The sequence below is a fragment of the Oryzicola mucosus genome, assembly GCF_014534685.1.
Taxonomy (GTDB): domain Bacteria; phylum Pseudomonadota; class Alphaproteobacteria; order Rhizobiales; family Rhizobiaceae; genus Oryzicola; species Oryzicola mucosus.
On record NZ_JACVVX010000014.1, the window covers coordinates 14161 to 29439 of the forward strand.

At 59.2% G+C, this 15279-nt stretch carries 14 protein-coding genes; 6 read left to right on the forward strand and 8 right to left on the reverse strand.

What is annotated here, in order from left to right:
* Window positions 1-75 precede the first annotated feature (75 nt).
* Genes ICI42_RS22640 through ICI42_RS22655 form a run of 4 tightly spaced genes read left to right on the forward strand, consistent with a single transcriptional unit; the run spans window position 76 to window position 4364 of the window.
* Entirely contained in the window at window positions 76-1137 is a 1062-nt protein-coding gene (locus ICI42_RS22640) for an ABC transporter substrate-binding protein (RefSeq protein ID WP_188166879.1), read from the forward strand.
* Between the two features lie 25 nt (window positions 1138-1162).
* Window positions 1163-2386 carry an ABC transporter permease gene (locus tag ICI42_RS22645; protein WP_188166880.1) on the forward strand — a complete coding sequence of 408 codons (1224 nt, stop codon included), beginning with the start codon at window positions 1163-1165 and terminating at the stop codon, window positions 2384-2386.
* Window positions 2383-3225: an ABC transporter permease gene (locus ICI42_RS22650; RefSeq protein ID WP_188166881.1), complete on the forward strand. Its 843-nt coding sequence runs from the start codon at window positions 2383-2385 to the stop codon at window positions 3223-3225. The genes ICI42_RS22645 and ICI42_RS22650 overlap by 4 nt, the downstream gene beginning before the upstream one ends.
* A gap of 20 nt (window positions 3226-3245) precedes the next feature.
* Entirely contained in the window at window positions 3246-4364 is a 1119-nt protein-coding gene (locus tag ICI42_RS22655; RefSeq protein WP_188166882.1) for an ABC transporter ATP-binding protein, read from the forward strand.
* On the opposite strand, the gene ICI42_RS22660 is transcribed toward ICI42_RS22655, so the two are convergent.
* The gene (locus ICI42_RS22660; RefSeq protein ID WP_188166883.1) at window positions 4361-5812 is read right to left on the reverse strand and encodes an NAD-dependent succinate-semialdehyde dehydrogenase; all 1452 of its coding nucleotides are present in this window, start codon (window positions 5810-5812) and stop codon (window positions 4361-4363) included. The two genes, ICI42_RS22655 and ICI42_RS22660, sit on opposite strands and share 4 nt — an antisense overlap.
* Before the next feature lie 140 nt (window positions 5813-5952).
* Here ICI42_RS22660 and ICI42_RS22665 point away from each other — a divergent pair, with 140 nt between their 5' ends.
* Entirely contained in the window at window positions 5953-6900 is a 948-nt protein-coding gene (locus tag ICI42_RS22665; protein ID WP_188166884.1) for an acetamidase/formamidase family protein, read from the forward strand.
* 29 nt (window positions 6901-6929) lie between these two features.
* On the opposite strand, the gene ICI42_RS22670 is transcribed toward ICI42_RS22665, so the two are convergent.
* The 5 genes from ICI42_RS22670 to ICI42_RS22690 all read right to left on the reverse strand — a co-directional run bounded on the left by ICI42_RS22670 (window position 6930) and on the right by ICI42_RS22690 (window position 11333).
* Window positions 6930-7397, reverse strand: coding sequence for a MarR family winged helix-turn-helix transcriptional regulator (locus ICI42_RS22670; protein ID WP_188166885.1), 468 nt, complete (start codon window positions 7395-7397; stop codon window positions 6930-6932).
* 61 nt (window positions 7398-7458) lie between these two features.
* Window positions 7459-8700: an amidohydrolase family protein gene (locus tag ICI42_RS22675; protein WP_188166886.1), complete on the reverse strand. Its 1242-nt coding sequence runs from the start codon at window positions 8698-8700 to the stop codon at window positions 7459-7461.
* 3 nt (window positions 8701-8703) lie between these two features.
* Window positions 8704-9045 carry a hypothetical protein gene (locus tag ICI42_RS22680; RefSeq protein ID WP_188166887.1) on the reverse strand — a complete coding sequence of 114 codons (342 nt, stop codon included), beginning with the start codon at window positions 9043-9045 and terminating at the stop codon, window positions 8704-8706.
* Window positions 9032-9397, reverse strand: coding sequence for a Rieske (2Fe-2S) protein (locus ICI42_RS22685; protein WP_188166888.1), 366 nt, complete (start codon window positions 9395-9397; stop codon window positions 9032-9034). The genes ICI42_RS22680 and ICI42_RS22685 overlap by 14 nt, the downstream gene beginning before the upstream one ends.
* A gap of 472 nt (window positions 9398-9869) precedes the next feature.
* A complete protein-coding gene (locus ICI42_RS22690; protein ID WP_188166889.1) occupies window positions 9870-11333 on the reverse strand; it encodes an aldehyde dehydrogenase family protein in 1464 nt (487 codons plus the stop codon).
* Window positions 11334-11565: 232 nt separating this feature from the next.
* Between ICI42_RS22690 and ICI42_RS22695 the strand changes: the two genes are divergently transcribed.
* On the forward strand, window positions 11566-12171 hold the full coding sequence (locus tag ICI42_RS22695; RefSeq protein WP_188166890.1) for a MarR family winged helix-turn-helix transcriptional regulator: 606 nt from the start codon (window positions 11566-11568) through the stop codon (window positions 12169-12171).
* Window positions 12172-12246: 75 nt separating this feature from the next.
* Here ICI42_RS22695 and ICI42_RS22700 read toward each other — a convergent pair whose 3' ends face one another.
* Entirely contained in the window at window positions 12247-14601 is a 2355-nt protein-coding gene (locus tag ICI42_RS22700) for a xanthine dehydrogenase family protein molybdopterin-binding subunit (protein ID WP_230980521.1), read from the reverse strand.
* A gap of 5 nt (window positions 14602-14606) precedes the next feature.
* Window positions 14607-15191 carry an ABC transporter permease gene (locus tag ICI42_RS22705; RefSeq protein WP_188166892.1) on the reverse strand — a complete coding sequence of 195 codons (585 nt, stop codon included), beginning with the start codon at window positions 15189-15191 and terminating at the stop codon, window positions 14607-14609.
* Window positions 15192-15279 lie beyond the last annotated feature (88 nt).

Consider the following 15279-nt stretch of genomic DNA (forward strand, 5'->3'; position numbering starts at 1 on the left):
ATCGACGGGAGCCGGAACGAGCCTCAAGCGGAACAAATATCGACTCGGCTCATCAACCATCAGAGGGGTATCACCATGAAACTGACGACGAACAAGGCGTTGATAGGTCTGTACCTAGCCGCATCTACGATTCTCATTCTATCCTCGCCAGCCCGCAGCGATGGCCTTTCGCTTGCGTTGTTCACAAGTCCTCTGGGCGAGGTGCTGAAGACCGCAGCCATCGAGCCTTTCCGCGAGGTAACCAAGATCGATGTGAAGGCCGACAACCGGGACTGGGGCATCGGCGCGGTTCGAGCCAAGATCGAAAGCGACAGCGGCGTGTGGGACCTCGTGACGGTCGAAGACGCCGAGGCCATACAAGGTTGCGATGAAGGCTATTTTGCCAAGATCGACAAGTCGAAGATTGCCGGCCTCGAAGACTTCGATCTGATGGACGACAAGTTGGAATGCGCCGTGCCCTTCGTTTTCTACGGTACGGTGCTTGCCTACGACAAGGCGCGGATCGGCGACGAACCAACCTCCTGGGCCGATTTGTGGGATGTGAAAAAATGGCCCGGACGGCGTGGAATGAACAAGACGCCGATGGCGACGCTGGAACTGGCGTTGATGGCGGACGGTGTCGAACGTGACCAGGTTTATGCAGTGCTCGCCACCCCCGAAGGCGTCGACAGGGCGTTCAAGAAGCTTGATGAACTCAAGCCCAACATTGTCTGGTGGCAAAACCCCGGCCAGTCCCGCCAGATGCTGGCCGCAGGCGAGATCGTAATGTCGGTGACGTACGACAACGGCATCCGGTTTTTCAACAAGACGCAAGGGACCAATTTTGGCCTGGTCCGCAGCAACACGATCACCCATGTCAACTATTGGGCGCTTGTCGAGGGCAGCAAGAACGTAGACAACGCCTACGCCTTCCTCAATTACGCCGCGAAGCCCGAGGTACAGGCTGCCGTGACGAACGGGCTGGCGATTTCGACGCCGAACAGGAAGGCAATGGACTTCGTTCAGTCGGACCTAAAGCCGTTCCTCACGTCGAACCCGAACAATCTGAAGGAGTCGCTGAAGCTTGATCCACAGTTCTGGGTGGACAATTACGACGCTCTGTCGCAACGTTTCGACGCATGGGTCAGCGCGGGATGAGGCATTGGCAACAGCGGGAAATCACTTGCCGAACATAGCGCGTGATCAGGCTCGCTCGGAGCGTGCGGCGAAGTTCCGCGCGCTCATGCTGGTTGTTCCGATCCTGCTGTTCCTGCTGGTCGTCTTCATTGGTCCTGTCGTCAAACTCTTGAGCCGAAGCGTCGATGATCGCGACGTGGCTTCAGCGCTTCCACAGACAGCCCAGGCGCTTGCTGAGTGGCGATGGGGTACGCCCCTTCCCGATGCGGCGTATGGCGCAATGGTCGGAGACCTGCGCGCCGCATCGACCCCGGCAAACCTGGCGCCGGCGGCCGGTCGGCTCAACTATTCCCTGCCGGGCATGCGCGCTCTGTTGATGACGACCCGGACAAAGCTTCAGGCCCTCGATCGGCCGGAAGCCGATCCGAAGTCGATTTTGATTTCCCTCTCCGCCAAATGGGCGGAGCCCGCGACATGGGCCAACATTCGGCAAGCGGCCGGGCCGATAACCGATTTTTATCTGCTGACCGCCGTCGATCTGAAACGCGACTTCGATGGGTCCATCGCGCGCGTGCCCCCGTCGCAAAGCTCTTTCCTGCCGAGCATCCGGACCACGTTCGTCATCGCCTTTACCGTCACCTTGCTGGCCATAGTTTTCGGCTTTCCATTTGCTTATCTCATGGCGTCGGCGACAGAGCGTGTAGCGGGGATCATGATGTTCGTCGTGCTGTTGCCCTTCCTCACGGCGACCATGGTTCGGATACTGGCCTGGGGGATTCTGCTCGGACGCGAGGGCGTCATCAATTATGGTCTTCTTTCTTCCGGCCTCGTCGACGGCCCATTGGACCTTCTTTACAACCGGACCGCGGTTAACATCGCGCTCCTGCATATTTTCGTACCGTATATGATCCTTCCGCTCTACAGCGTCATGAAGACCGTACCGCTGTCGCATATGCGCGCGGCGGCTTCTCTTGGTGCACCGCCATTTACGGCCTTTCGGCGTGTCTATCTGCCGCAGATCGCGCCCGGACTGGCGGCCGGTTCGCTGCTCGTCTTCATCCAATGCTTGGGCGTCTTCGTCGTGCCGGCTATTCTTGGGGGCGCCCAGGAGCAGGGCTTGCCGTCGTTGATCGCGCACTACGTCAACAAGACCCTCAACTGGGGCCTGGCCGCCGCCCTGTCGGTTATTCTCCTGGTGTCAGTCTACCTGGTCTACTGGCTGTTTGTGACGTTGACCAAATCGGCATCTCTGAGCTTGGGTACACGATGACCCAGCGCGCCATGACCTCTGCATTATCGCTGGCCAACCGCGCAGCGCTTGGCATTTTCGGCGTGATGTTCTGCATCTACCTGCTTGGGCCGATTCTCGCCTTCATACCCATGTCGTTCAACGATGTGGCCCTTCTGCACTATCCGATCGAGAGGTTCAGCCTGCGCTGGTACAGCAACCTGGTCGCTTCCAGCGAATGGCGGCTTGCCCTCCTGAACAGCGTGGTGGTCGCCACATCGGCGACCGTTTTAGCGACGATATTGGGCGTCTGCGCAGCCTTCGGGCTCTGGCGTGGCCGATTTCGCGGCCACAGCATCATCATGGTCGTCATCATGACGCCGATGATCGTGCCGAGCGTGATCGGCGCCATCAGCATGTATTTCAGTTTCGCCGAGATTGGCATGGACTACACGTATAGCGCCCTTATTCTTGCTCATACCGCCATGGCGGCACCGATCGTCGTGGTTACGGTGTCGGCGGTTCTGGCGCGTTTCGACGGGAATTTGCTTCGCGCGGCGGCCAGTCTCGGCGCTGACCCTCTGCTGGCATTCCGCAAGGTCACTCTGCCTCTTATTATGCCAGGCGTGGTCTCCGGGGCCGTGTTCGCTTTCGCCATCTCACTCGATGATGTGGTTGTCGCGCTTTTCCTGGCGGGACCAGACCAACGCACCCTGCCCGTGCAGATGTATATGCGGTCGACGGACCTTTTTGATCTGGCGACCGCCGCCGCCGCAGCCATGATGTTCATCGTGGCTGTGGCGATGATGATTTTCCTCGAATTGCTTCGCCGGCGAGACAGGCTCGCGCCCGTCGCCAAGGCAGCCGATTCCCGCCGCTAAGGCTCAGGATTGCAAACGACATGAAGCCCAGCGTTGAGTTCAGAAATATCTCGAAATCCTATGACAACCAGACGCTCGTCATCCGGGACCTCAATCTCAGCATCGAGCGCGGGGAGTTCTTGACGCTGCTCGGACCGTCGGGCTCTGGCAAGACGACCGCCTTGATGATGCTGGCGGGTTTCGAGATGCCGACGACCGGAGAAATCTTCGTCGAGGGACAGCCATACTCCGCGCTACCCGCGCACAAGCGCGATATAGGCGTGGTCTTCCAGAACTATGCGCTTTTCCCCCACATGTCGGTAGCGGAAAACATCGCTTTTCCCCTTCAGGTCCGGGGCCACGGCCCAAAGGATCTCGACCGGCGTGTCAAAGCCGCGCTCGACATGGTTCGCTTGCCCGAGATTTCAGCACGCAAGCCGGCGCAACTGTCCGGCGGCCAGCAGCAACGTGTCGCCTTGGCGCGCGCCCTGGTTTACGAGCCGAAAATCGTCTTGATGGACGAGCCCCTAGGTGCTCTCGACAGACAGTTGCGGGAGGAGATGCAGATCGAGATCAAGAGCATCCATGCGCGCGTGGGTGTTACGTTTGTCTATGTCACGCACGATCAGGGCGAAGCGCTGACGATGTCCGACAGGGTCGCCATCTTCAGAAAAGGAGTCATTGAACAGATCGCCGATCCGCAGACGCTTTATGATCGGCCATGCAATGCATTCGTTGCGACGTTTATTGGCGACAGCAACCTGCTCAGGGGAACAATAGTCGGTCGCGGTGGTGGACAAGCCACGGTGGCCATGCCAGGCGGCGGTACGCTGGACGCTCGCGCAGGCGACAACGGGGCCGGAAAGGACGCCTATGTTTCGGTGCGTCCGGAGAAGATAGACGTATCGGCAGGATGCATCGACCGGGGAGTTGGGAACATACTCGCCGGCACGGTCGACAAGACGGTCTTTTTCGGAGACCACGTCAAGGTGAGCATCCGACTGGAAGGCGGCCAATTGCTTGCCGTGAAGACCGGCACGACCGAACCCTACAAAAATGGACAGACAGTTACGGCATCCTGGAGGGCGGAGGACTGCGTTGCCTTCACAGCACCCCCGACCCGCGACACCGCGGTCGTGGAAACCACGGTTCAAGTCTAGAGACGGCTGACCTTGACCAGTTTGGTGTTCATATAGGCTTCCATCGCCTCGCTCCCGCCTTCCGAGCCATAGCCGGAATCTTTCACTCCGCCAAAGGGTAGTTCCGGCAGTGCCAAAAGGTTGCCATTGATGCTAACCATGCCGGCTTGAATCCGGTTGCTAAGATCGAGCACTATGTTGTTGGACTGGGTGTAGGCAAAGGCCGCGAGACCGTAGGACAACCTGTTGGCTTCAGCGATGGCCTCATCCACGGAATCGAAAGATCTTATCAGCGCGACGGGGCCGAACGGTTCCTCGTTCATCGCCTTGGCCGTTGTCGGCACGTCGCTGAGAACCGTCGGCTCATAAAAGTATCCGATATTGCCGTGCCTTCGGCCGCCAGCGCGCAGAACGGCGCCCTGTTCGACGGCATCGCTGACAAGAGCCCCGACCGCCTGAAGCCGTCGCTCGCTCGCCAGCGGTCCCATCTCGGTGCCGGGCACCAACCCGTCGCCTAAGCGCATCGTCCTGGCAGCCTCAGCGAAAAGATCGGCGAATTGTTCACTTATGCTGCGATGCACCACGAAGCGCGTCGGCGATATGCAGATCTGGCCCGCATTACGGAACTTGGCCTGGGCCATGGCCGCCGCCGCAGTCGCGACGTCTGCATCAGCGAAGACGAGCACAGGCGCGTGCCCGCCAAGTTCCATGGTCGACCTTTTCATGTGTTCGCCGGCTAGTGCCGAGAGCTTCTTGCCAACCGCAGTCGATCCGGTGAACGAAATCTTGCGGATGGCGGGATGCGAGATCAGGTAGCTCGAAATCTCCGATGGGACGCCAAAAACCAAGTTTAGAACGCCCGCTGGCAGTCCGGCGTCGCAAAAAGCCTTGGCCAGCTCGGCGACACATGCCGGCGTTTCTTCCGCCGGCTTGGCGACGACCGAACATCCGGCTGCCAACGCCGCGGCGATTTTTCTGGCTGCCTGGTTGAGCGGAAAATTCCACGGTGTGAAGGCCGCGACCGGACCGATCGGCTCCTTCAAGACCAGTTGCTGGGTGCCGACAGCCCGTGAGGGCACGACACGGCCGTAAGCCCGGCGTCCTTCTTCCGCGAACCAGTCGATCGTGTCGGCGGCAACTCCTATCTCGGCCATCGCTTCACCCACTGGCTTGCCCTGCTCCAGGGTCAACAGACGGGCGATGCCCGTGGCGCGCTCGCGTAGAAGGTTTGCGGCGCGCCGCATGATCGCCGAACGGTCATAAGGCGACACATCCCTCCAATGTTCAAAGCCAGAGACAGCGCTGGCCACGGCCGCTTCGAGGTCGGCCTCCGATGCCATCGCCGCATGGCCGAGTTCTTTTTCCGTGGCGGGATTCACCACGACATAGGTCTTGCTGGCAACGGCATCGATCCATTCATTGCCGATCAACAATTTGACGTCCGGATAATCCTGATCGCCGCCCGCCATCGTGGTTCTCCCTTTATCCGCGCCTGGACCAGCTGGCGCTCTCCGGCAATCCAGACCATTCCGCATTACAAGCTGAATATATGTTTTACATTATGCTATCTAGTGTAGTTTTTTGGTATTTAGCTCGCTGGAGAACCCCAATGTCAACGCCGCGCCGACATCGTCTTGATGCAGAACCCAGGACTGTTCACTGGGGCTACTTCAGTGCCGAGCTTAAACCATGCCTGACGATCGACAGCGGTGATGTCGTGACGATATCGGCCGTGTCGGGCGGCCCCGAAATCCTGCCGGAGCCGCCGCTGGTCGTTCCAGCCGCGCAACGGGCCATCCACGAATCCGTGACAAACCGGATGGAGCCGGGGCATATCATGACTGGTCCAGTCGCAGTCCGTGGCGCAAGACGGGGAGACGTGCTCCAGATCGACATCGAGGCCATCGAGCCTCTTGTCGATTGGGGCTACCACCTCATCAAGCCGCTTGTTGGCGCCTTGCCGCTCGACTTCGAGGAGCGCCGGCTGATCCACCTGACGTTGGACGAGGAAAGGAAAGCCTGGCGGCTCCCTTGGGGCCAGGAGGTTCCCTTCGCTCCGTTCTTTGGAGTCATGGGCGTTGCGCCTCCGGCGGGCTGGGGGACGGTAGGGTCGTTGCCACCACGTCAAAATGGCGGCAACATCGACAATCTTGAACTGCGGGCAGGCTCCACGCTTTATCTGCCTGTTTTTGCCGACGAGGCGCTGTTTTCGGCAGGCGATGGGCACGGTGCGCAGAGCGACGGCGAAATCGGCATGGCTTGCGAAACAGGGCTTATTGGAACCTTCCGCCTGAACGTGCGTCGGGACTTCGCTCTGGAATGGCCGATGGCGGAGACGCCGACACATTTCATAACGATGGCATTCGACGTCGATCTGGACAACTGCGTCGCGATATCGCTTCGCTCCATGCTGGTGCTGCTTGTCTCAAAGACCAGACTGGACCGTTACCAGGCCTATGCCCTCATGAACCTAGCAGCCGAACTGCGCATCACGCAGGTGGCCAATGGCGACAAAGGCGTCCACTGCATGATGAACAAACGCTATTTCGACGCCTGACCCACCGGACAAAAGGCGCCAACCACAGTTCAAACCTGGAGGCGTTGCTTGCCGCCGTATCCGGCCCCTGGATAGATTGCAGTCAGGTCTGCGGTGATCGTGTCCAAGACAGCCATCAACTGCGTTACCTGCTCAGGCGACAAGTTAGCGCGGGCTTGGGCGTTGACCCTGGCTGCGGCTTCAAGAAGGCGGGGTTTCAGCGCTGCCCCTTCCGGGGTGAGCACCACGTTGATCGCGCGTCGATCCTGCGGGGATCGCTCTCGCCGCACGAGGCCGCGAGTCTCCAGTTCAGCAAGAATAGTCGTCGAGGACGCCATTTCTACACCTACGCGCCTCGACAAATCCTTTTGCGTCAGACCGTCCATTTCCCACAGACGCTCCAGGTGAATGAACTGGCCGAAGCTGACGTCCTCTTTAGCCAGTTCAAGACGCAAACCACGGCTGAAGGCCATGTGAGCAAGTCTAAGGCGCTTGCCCATTCCGATATTCGACGACACGGGCTCCCCGACCTCCAAGTTCAACTTTAAACCGGAGTTGAATCTCCTGGCGTCAGCCAAGTCAAGCCGCTGGCGCGTCCTGGCACTGCGCGCGGTGCGCAAGCTTCCAAGGCGCGAACACCGGATCAAGTTTGAAGAGGGACTGGGAGTTGCCGCCCAGGATTGCGCGCTTTGCACTTTCGTCAAGGAAAGGAAGATCGTAGATCGTGCTCGGCAAATCCATGTCCCAGTGCGGATAATCCGACGAATAGAGCAACTGGCTGTCGGCCTTGATCATCTTGAAGGTCAACTCCAGCGCCTCCCGGTTGTCCACCATCTCCATCGGCTGTGAGGTGTAGAACATTTCCCGCATGTAGTCGGACGGCTTGCGTTTCAACAGCGGCGCATCGGAACTGCGCATCATGTACTCGTTATCGAGGCGCTGCATAAGGAACGGAACCCAGGCCAGACCGCTCTCGATCCACACCGTCTTCAGTTTCGGAAACCGCTCCGGCATGCCGTTGACGATCCAATTGGTCATGTGGACCATGTTGTGCCACACGAAGCCAAGCGCATGGACCGAGATGAATCGGTTCATCAGCCGCGTCGACTGGTCGCCCCAGGTATACGCGGCGTGGAAGCCCAACGGCAGATTGCGCTCCTGCAATGCCGCATACGTCTTCATGTAGGCATTGTCGTTGTTCGCCTTGTAGTGGGTCGAGGTGACCATGAAGCCGATGACACCTTTACGATCCCCGAATTCCTCGACCATGGCGAGGCAGGCGTCGGGATCGTTGAACGGCAGATAGAGCATGGAAGTCAGACGCGGCTCCTCGGAGAGGACGTTGTCGCAGAGCCAGCGATTGTAGGCGCGGGCCAGCGCTGTCTCCACATCCACGCGAGGGCAGGTCGCGATGTTGAGCATCGGCGTGGGAAACATGCAGGCCATGTCGACTCCCATCGAGTCCATCCAGCGCCGCATGAGCGTGATGTCGCGGTGGATCGTCGGCGGGGTCTTTTCGCGCCGCCGCATGGGATAGCGCGTCACGCGGCCGGTCATCTCCTGATAGGAACCGTCGATCGAGGTGACGCCGCCGCGCGCCATACCCTGATACTTGGCCTCGAGCCGCAGAACCGGGTCGTCGATATATTCGGCGATCTCCTGAAACGCCTCCGTTTCGTAGTGGTGCGAGTCCACGTCGACGATCAGGAAGTCTTCATAGCCGCGACTCACGGCCTGTTGCTTGGCGTGAGCGAGGTGCTGCTCGCTGTCGAAATCTTCCCGCGACGGTTCGATCAAATGGTTTCCGGGCGTAAAGGTCATCGTCTACTGCTCCATTTGCTGGTCGGTACGCGCGCGCTTGGTTGAGCCGGTGCTCGTCATGGCTTGCCAAGCCGCCAACTCGAAGACCTCGATCGAGGCGCTTTCGAGGATCGCGGTGCACGCAATGACGGCGTCGGTGGCGCTAAGGCGGCTGTTGCCGATGGCTAGGTTAACGGTAAGGTCGTTCTGGGCTCTGGCCCCGACGAGGCGTAGCATGCTCGTCAATGCGGCGACGAGAGCGGTATCCGAAAGCGTCGACAACTCGCCCGTGTCGACGCTTTTCTCGCAAACTTCTGCGAGATGAAAGGCCAATTCGTCGGGGCTTGTTCCGTCAGATCTGGACATAAATGCCGCCTTGGCGGGTTTCAACGCCAAATTTGCGCAGTTTCAGCGCCGCGTTGCAGACGTGACTTCCGGTCGTAAGATGATACTCGTAGCCATGCCACGGGCAGACGATGTGCATGTCGTCCTCGTCGAACTTTTGCCCGAGAAATACGCCGCCATCACCGATGACATCGACCACCTGCGGCAGGCGCAGGCCTTCGCAGGCAGGCCCGCCTTGATGCGGGCAGAGATTCTGGTAGGCATAGTAGCTTCCGCGATGATGGATCACCCCGATCTCCAGGCCTTCGCCCTCGAATATCCGGACATCACCCTCAGCCAATTCACTGATATTGCAGACGAAATGCTCGGCCATCGTTTGCTCCAAAAAACAATAAGGTCTCTTATTATATTGGCCCCGACATGGCGTCAAGCCGAAACCGGTGGTTGCTGAGTTGCTGCTGCCGTTCGCTTATTCCGTCGAACCGTCATGCCGCCCGATCAGGCCTTGCATCGTTCTCGCACCCCAGCTGGTACGGCGGCCGGTCTAGGGCTAGGACCTGTTAATCTGGTCGAACTGATATGCGGCCATCAGTTTGGTTACGCGCAGTGAAGGCGCAGGAAATGTTGACCATTTTCAAGCCCTTCGCGACAAATTAGCCGGGCAGATGAACCATGTCCTCCGGACGCCGAAACACCTGCAAGCTGCCGGGTCGAAGCGCTTGGCCGGTAGGCTACCCCGACCTGGGCGCTCCTCCTTGCATCTTCTTGCCGTTTCAGACGCCATTTCGATCATGTTAATAGGTCCTGACCCTAGCCCGTTGGAATATCCACGTGACGCCTTGGCGTCAGAGCGTCACGTTGACATTCTTCAGCTGTGTACACGCGAGAAGTTCCTCGATGGACTCTTCGCGTCCGAGCCCCGAAAGCTTGTAGCCGCCGAAGGGCGCGCCGAGGAAATGCGAACTGACGCCGTTCACCCAGACGTAGCCCGCTTCCACCCGTGATGCGGCCCGATGCGCATTTGATAGATTGTTTGTCCAGATCGAGGCGGTCAGTCCGAGGTCGGAGTCATTGACCGCGGCAAACATTTCCTCCTCGTTGCGCCATTTGATGACCGACATCACTGGGCCAAAAATTTCCTCCCGTGCGATGCGCATATCAGCGCGAACATCGGCGAACACGGTCGGGTTGTGGAAATACCCCTTTGCGAACTGCCCGCCCTTCGGGCGGTCGCCGCCGACCACAAGCCTGGCCCCGTCATCCTTGCCGTACTGGACGTAGTGCTGCGTTTTCTCCAACTGCGCTGCATTGACCATGCAGCCCATGTCCGTTTCCGGGTCCGATGGGATGCCCGGCACCAGCTTGCGGACCGCCCCGACGATCTTGTCCAGGACTTCGTCGTGGACCGACTCGTGAAGGAACACGCGAGATGTTGAGCCGCAGGACTGTCCACACCAAGTAAAATTCATGCCCTGCGCTGCCGCTGCTGCCACCTTGTCTGGGTCTGCGTCGGGAAATGCGATGAGCGCGTTCTTGCCGCCAAGCTCCAGGCTGAGCTTCTTCAATGTGCCGGCCGCGGCGCGCGCGATTGCTTTGCCAGTCTCAACCGATCCGATCAGCCCCACCATGCTGACGTCCTTGTGCTCGACCAAGGCCTGGCCGCACTCCAGGCCGCCGGGAAGCACGCTGAAGACGCCGGCTGGGAACAGGTCGCCGATCAATTCCGCGAGCAGGAGGCTGGACAACGGAGCTTGCACAGGCGGCTTGATGATAAGCGTATTGCCGGCGACAAGCGGCGCCGCCGCCCGTTGGGCTGCGAAGAGGAAGGGGTGGTTAAAGGCATTGATCCTGACGACTACGCCCAATGGTTCACGCAGCGTGTAGTTGAGGGAACTGTCGTTGAAGGGAATCGTGCTGCCTTTCATCTCGGTCGCCAAACCCGCGAAGAACTCGAAAGTCGCGGCGCCTGCCTCAGCGTCCTTCAGCATGCGCTTGTAAGGACCGCCCGAATCCAGGGAGTCGGTCAGCGTTATGCGTTCGGCATTCGCCCTGATGATCGCCGCGGCCTCACGCAGGATACCCGATCGCTCGCTAAGGCTGGTGCGGCGCCACTCGGCGAAGCCGGCCTTGGCCGCGCGCACCGCCGCCTCGACATCAGCGCGCCCGGCAATGGAGGTCGTGCCCAAGCTGGATCCTGTGGCTGGGTCGAAGACTTCTTCGATCGACCCGTCGGCCGATGGACACCACTTTCCGCTATGAAACAGCCCGCGTTGGGAGGGCAGCGCGTCAAGTTTCTTTTCGTACGACATCCATTGCCTCCCACGGAAAAGCTATTCCTATATGCCTACACAATGTATGTTATTTATCAAGGCTTTTCTGTGCTGGCGACAATTTGCGCAACAGGCTGACTTTATCGGTGCAATTGTCTGACATTGCGCTGAAAATTCCTTCAGTTAAATACGTTTCCGATGTACGTAGCCTGTATAAAAGATGTGCAAATGGGATTTGCCAACGATCGATTGCGTTCCAATGGATGGGATCATGCCAAAAGCAAAAGTCAACAAGGCGCCAACCAAATCGAAGACCGCGAAAACAACGGGGGGGCTTGCCAAGCCTTTTGCGCCGCCGGTGACGGTCTCCCATCCGGAATTACTGGTCGATGGGAGCGATGACCGGTTTCGTGGGCTTATCTATCTCTTCGTCGAAGTTCTCGGCCGCTTGAGTATGTGCCGCGAAGCTTTCGGACGCTCAATCGGGTTGACTGGGTCACAATTCGCCGTTCTGGTTGGCGTCGCATATCGGGAAGAGACGCAGGGAGTGACAATCAAGCGGTTGTCGCAGTATATCCACCTGGCCCCGACGCATGTGACGACCGAAGTCGGCCGCCTCATGCGCAAGGGATTGCTGGTGAAGTCCGCGGCCGATGACGACAGGCGCAGCGTGCTGGTTAGGCTGACGAAAGAGGGCCGCGAGGCGGTTTCGTCGGTGAACCAGTTCGTACGTCGCGTCAACGACATCCTCTTCGAGGGTGTGACGTCCGAAGACGTCGACAACGCCGAGAATCTGTTTGACCGGCTGTCGCGCAACAGTGAATTCGCGATTGCCGATCTGAAAGTCGCTCAACGCGGATCCAGGATAAAAAGTTGAGGAACGCTCCTCGGACCGGTAAGCCGATCAAAGGAGCGAGGCTTTCCTGATATCAGCCAACTGGAGCCGTGATAATTATGTCCCTGCGGCGTTGAGCGCGTTCCATACCCGCATCGGCGTCGCAGGCATTTCGAACGTATCGACCCCTCGGCTTCTCAGTGCATCCTTGATAGCACTGGACACGGCGGCGAGGGCTCCGACAGTTCCCGCTTCGCCCGCGCCTTTGACCCCAAGCGGATTGGTCGTGGTCGGCACGCCGTGGCTCAGTACGTTAATGGTGGGAACATCGTCGGCACGCGGCATGCCATAATCCATGAAGGAGCCAGTCAGAACCTGCCCGTCTTCGCTATAGACGATCTGCTCCGACATGATTTGACCGATGCCTTGCACGACACCGCCGACAATTTGACCGTTCACCAGCATGGGATTGATCTGGACGCCGACATCGTCGACCACAATGTAGCTCACGATCTCGACCGAACCCGTCTGCGGATCGACGACGACTTCGCAGATATGACAACCATTGGGGAAAGTGGCCTTATCAAGGGACACCGACGCTTCCGCTTCCAGACCTGGCTCCATCGCCGGAGGAAGCCGATCCGGATCGAAGGAAGCGATGGCGATATCGCTCAACGAGAGATTTCTGTTCGAGTCCCGGGCGAAGAACCGGCCGTCGCGAAACTCCACTGCGTCGAGGTCCGTCTCCATTAGGTGCGCAGCGATACTGCGCGCCTTTGCGAGAATGGTTCCTGTCGCCCCTGAGAAGGCCGCGCCATACGCCATCATGGTGCGCGAACCGAACGTGCCCCTGCCGCTGGTGACCTTGTCGGTGTCGCCGTACACTATTTGGACGGCATCGGCGGGCGTGCCCAGAAGCGTCTGCGCCATCTGCAGATAGTTGGTTTCGTGTCCCTGTCCTTGGGAATGGCTGCCAGCATAGACGATGGCTCCGCCGTCGGCGGTAAACTCGATCTTCGCATATTCTTCGAACGGTTTGTCGGCCGGTCCCCCCGCGATCTCGATCGCGTAGGCAATGCCGATCCCGCGGATACTGCCTTCGGCTTCGGACGCTTGCCGGCGGTGCTCGAAACCATTCCAATCAGCCGCGTCGGCACATTTCTTAAGTATGGCTGGAAAATTGCCGCTGTCATAGGTGTAGAGCAGGGCAGTACGGTAAGGCATCGCCTCCGGCGGCACGAGATTTCGCCGTCGGATTTCCACGCGATCGACACCAAGTTCGTAAGCTGCCTTGTCGATAATCTGCTCAATGTAGAAGGTCGCCTCCGGGCGGCCGGCGCCGCGATAGGGGCACGTGGGAAGCGTGTTAGTGAATACGCCGCGGACGACCACATCGAAAGCTCCGATGGTGTAAACGCCGGCAAGCCCGCCCAAATTGTTGGTGGGCGAGTGCAGACCGTTCGAAGCGATATAGGCTCCGATATTGGCAAGCGTGGTTACTTTCAAACCAAGGAACCGACCGTCCTCATCCAGCGCCAATGATACGTCCGTGACATGGTCGCGCGATTGGTGATCCGATAGGAACGCTTCAGATCTCTCGCAGACATGCCGAACGGGACGTTGCAGCAGGCGCGCAGCCCATAATACGAGAATGATCTCAGGATGAAGGCTGGCCTTCATGCCGAACGCGCCGCCGACATCCGGGCCAACGACCCTGAACTGTTCGACTGGCAGCCCGAAGATGTGGGCGATCTCTCTACGCATTGCATGTGGAGATTGGAGTCCCGCATGCAACGTGAAACGTCCCGTTTCCGGATCGTATTCTCCCAATGCGGTTCTCGGCTCGAGCGGGTTGGCGCTGACGCGAGAGATGACCATCCGGTCTGAAATGACGTGGGCTGCGCGTGCGGCGGCTTCCTGCCAGGCATCACCGTCCCCGACACGATGCTCGAAGCAGATATTGTCCGGTTCAGTCGGCCAGATCAAGGGCGCATCCTTGGAGACCGCCTGCGTCATCTCGACAACCGGCTGAAGCGCATCGTAGGTGACATCGACTTGCTCGGCTGCGTCCTTGGCCTGATCCAGAGTTTCAGCAACCACGACCGCAACTATATCCCCGACATGCCGTACGTGTCCGACTGCCAGGGGCATGTAGGGCGGGGAGAAATTGGGCTCGCCATTCGCCTTCTTGCGCATCACCCGCAAGGGAAACGGACGGAAATTCTCCGCCGCCATCTCCTCGCTGCCAAGCACCGCAATCACGCCCGGCATGCCGCGTGCGCCAGACAGGTCGATCGAGAGAATACGCGCGAAAGCATAAGGCGAACGGACGGCAACGAGATGCGCGGCCGGGCCGTGTTCAACGGCTATGTCGTCGGTATAGCGCCCCAGTCCGCGTACGAGGCGCAAATCTTCCCGCCGCGAAACCGAGGCACCGATACCGCCTGCATCGACGGAACTGCTCACCGGCATTTCGTTCACGCCGGCGTCCGAGCCGCTGTGAGCGTCAAGGCCGCGGCTTCGCCCTGACGCGAGCGTTCGTGGCGCAGAAACGGCTTCTGCAACCGCATGAACAAATGGTTTACCGTTGCCGTGACCGCAAAGATAATGATCATGACCGCGTATGTCGAACTGACGTTGAAGTTATCTGAATAGCGAATGAGCCGGGCACCGAGCCCAACGCTGGCGTAAGCTATTTCCGCCGAAAGCACGCCGATAATCGCCATCGCAACGCCTAGTTGCAGGCCAACGGATAGTGGACGAAGCATCGCGGGAAGATAGATGAGCCGTATCATTTTGGCTCGGTCAAGGTGGAAGCTGCGCCCGACATTTATGAGCGTCTGGTCGATCTGAAGGAAGCCCGCGATCGTGCTGATGGTTACGGGAAAGAAAGTCGACATTGCCGACTTGGCGATCTTCGACTCGATGCCTAGCCCGAAAACAAGAAAGATGATTGGAAGGAAGATAATCTTCGGCATGCTGGCAAGCGCGTGAATGTAAGGTTCGAATGCGCGCCGGAAGAAGCCGCTGCTGCCAAGCCACAGCCCAACGGCGACCGCCAAAGCAGATCCGACGACAAACCCAACCGCCGCTTCGAAAAGCGTGATGCCGAGATCGATATAGAGAGAAGGCAGGAGCAATTCCGAGACA

Bases quoted from the DNA above. Each gene is read 5' to 3' on its own strand.
- ICI42_RS22640 (WP_188166879.1), top strand. From the start codon at position 76: ATGAAACTGACGACGAACAAGGCGTTGATAGGTCTGTACCTAGCCGCA.
- ICI42_RS22650 (WP_188166881.1), top strand. From the start codon at position 2,383: ATGACCCAGCGCGCCATGACCTCTGCATTATCGCTGGCCAACCGCGCA.
- ICI42_RS22655 (WP_188166882.1), top strand. From the start codon at position 3,246: ATGAAGCCCAGCGTTGAGTTCAGAAATATCTCGAAATCCTATGACAAC.
- ICI42_RS22660 (WP_188166883.1), bottom strand. From the start codon at position 5,812: ATGGCGGGCGGCGATCAGGATTATCCGGACGTCAAATTGTTGATCGGC.
- ICI42_RS22665 (WP_188166884.1), top strand. From the start codon at position 5,953: ATGTCAACGCCGCGCCGACATCGTCTTGATGCAGAACCCAGGACTGTT.
- ICI42_RS22675 (WP_188166886.1), bottom strand. From the start codon at position 8,700: ATGACCTTTACGCCCGGAAACCATTTGATCGAACCGTCGCGGGAAGAT.
- ICI42_RS22680 (WP_188166887.1), bottom strand. From the start codon at position 9,045: ATGTCCAGATCTGACGGAACAAGCCCCGACGAATTGGCCTTTCATCTC.
- ICI42_RS22685 (WP_188166888.1), bottom strand. From the start codon at position 9,397: ATGGCCGAGCATTTCGTCTGCAATATCAGTGAATTGGCTGAGGGTGAT.
- ICI42_RS22690 (WP_188166889.1), bottom strand. From the start codon at position 11,333: ATGTCGTACGAAAAGAAACTTGACGCGCTGCCCTCCCAACGCGGGCTG.
- ICI42_RS22695 (WP_188166890.1), top strand. From the start codon at position 11,566: ATGCCAAAAGCAAAAGTCAACAAGGCGCCAACCAAATCGAAGACCGCG.
- ICI42_RS22700 (WP_230980521.1), bottom strand. From the start codon at position 14,601: ATGCCGGTGAGCAGTTCCGTCGATGCAGGCGGTATCGGTGCCTCGGTT.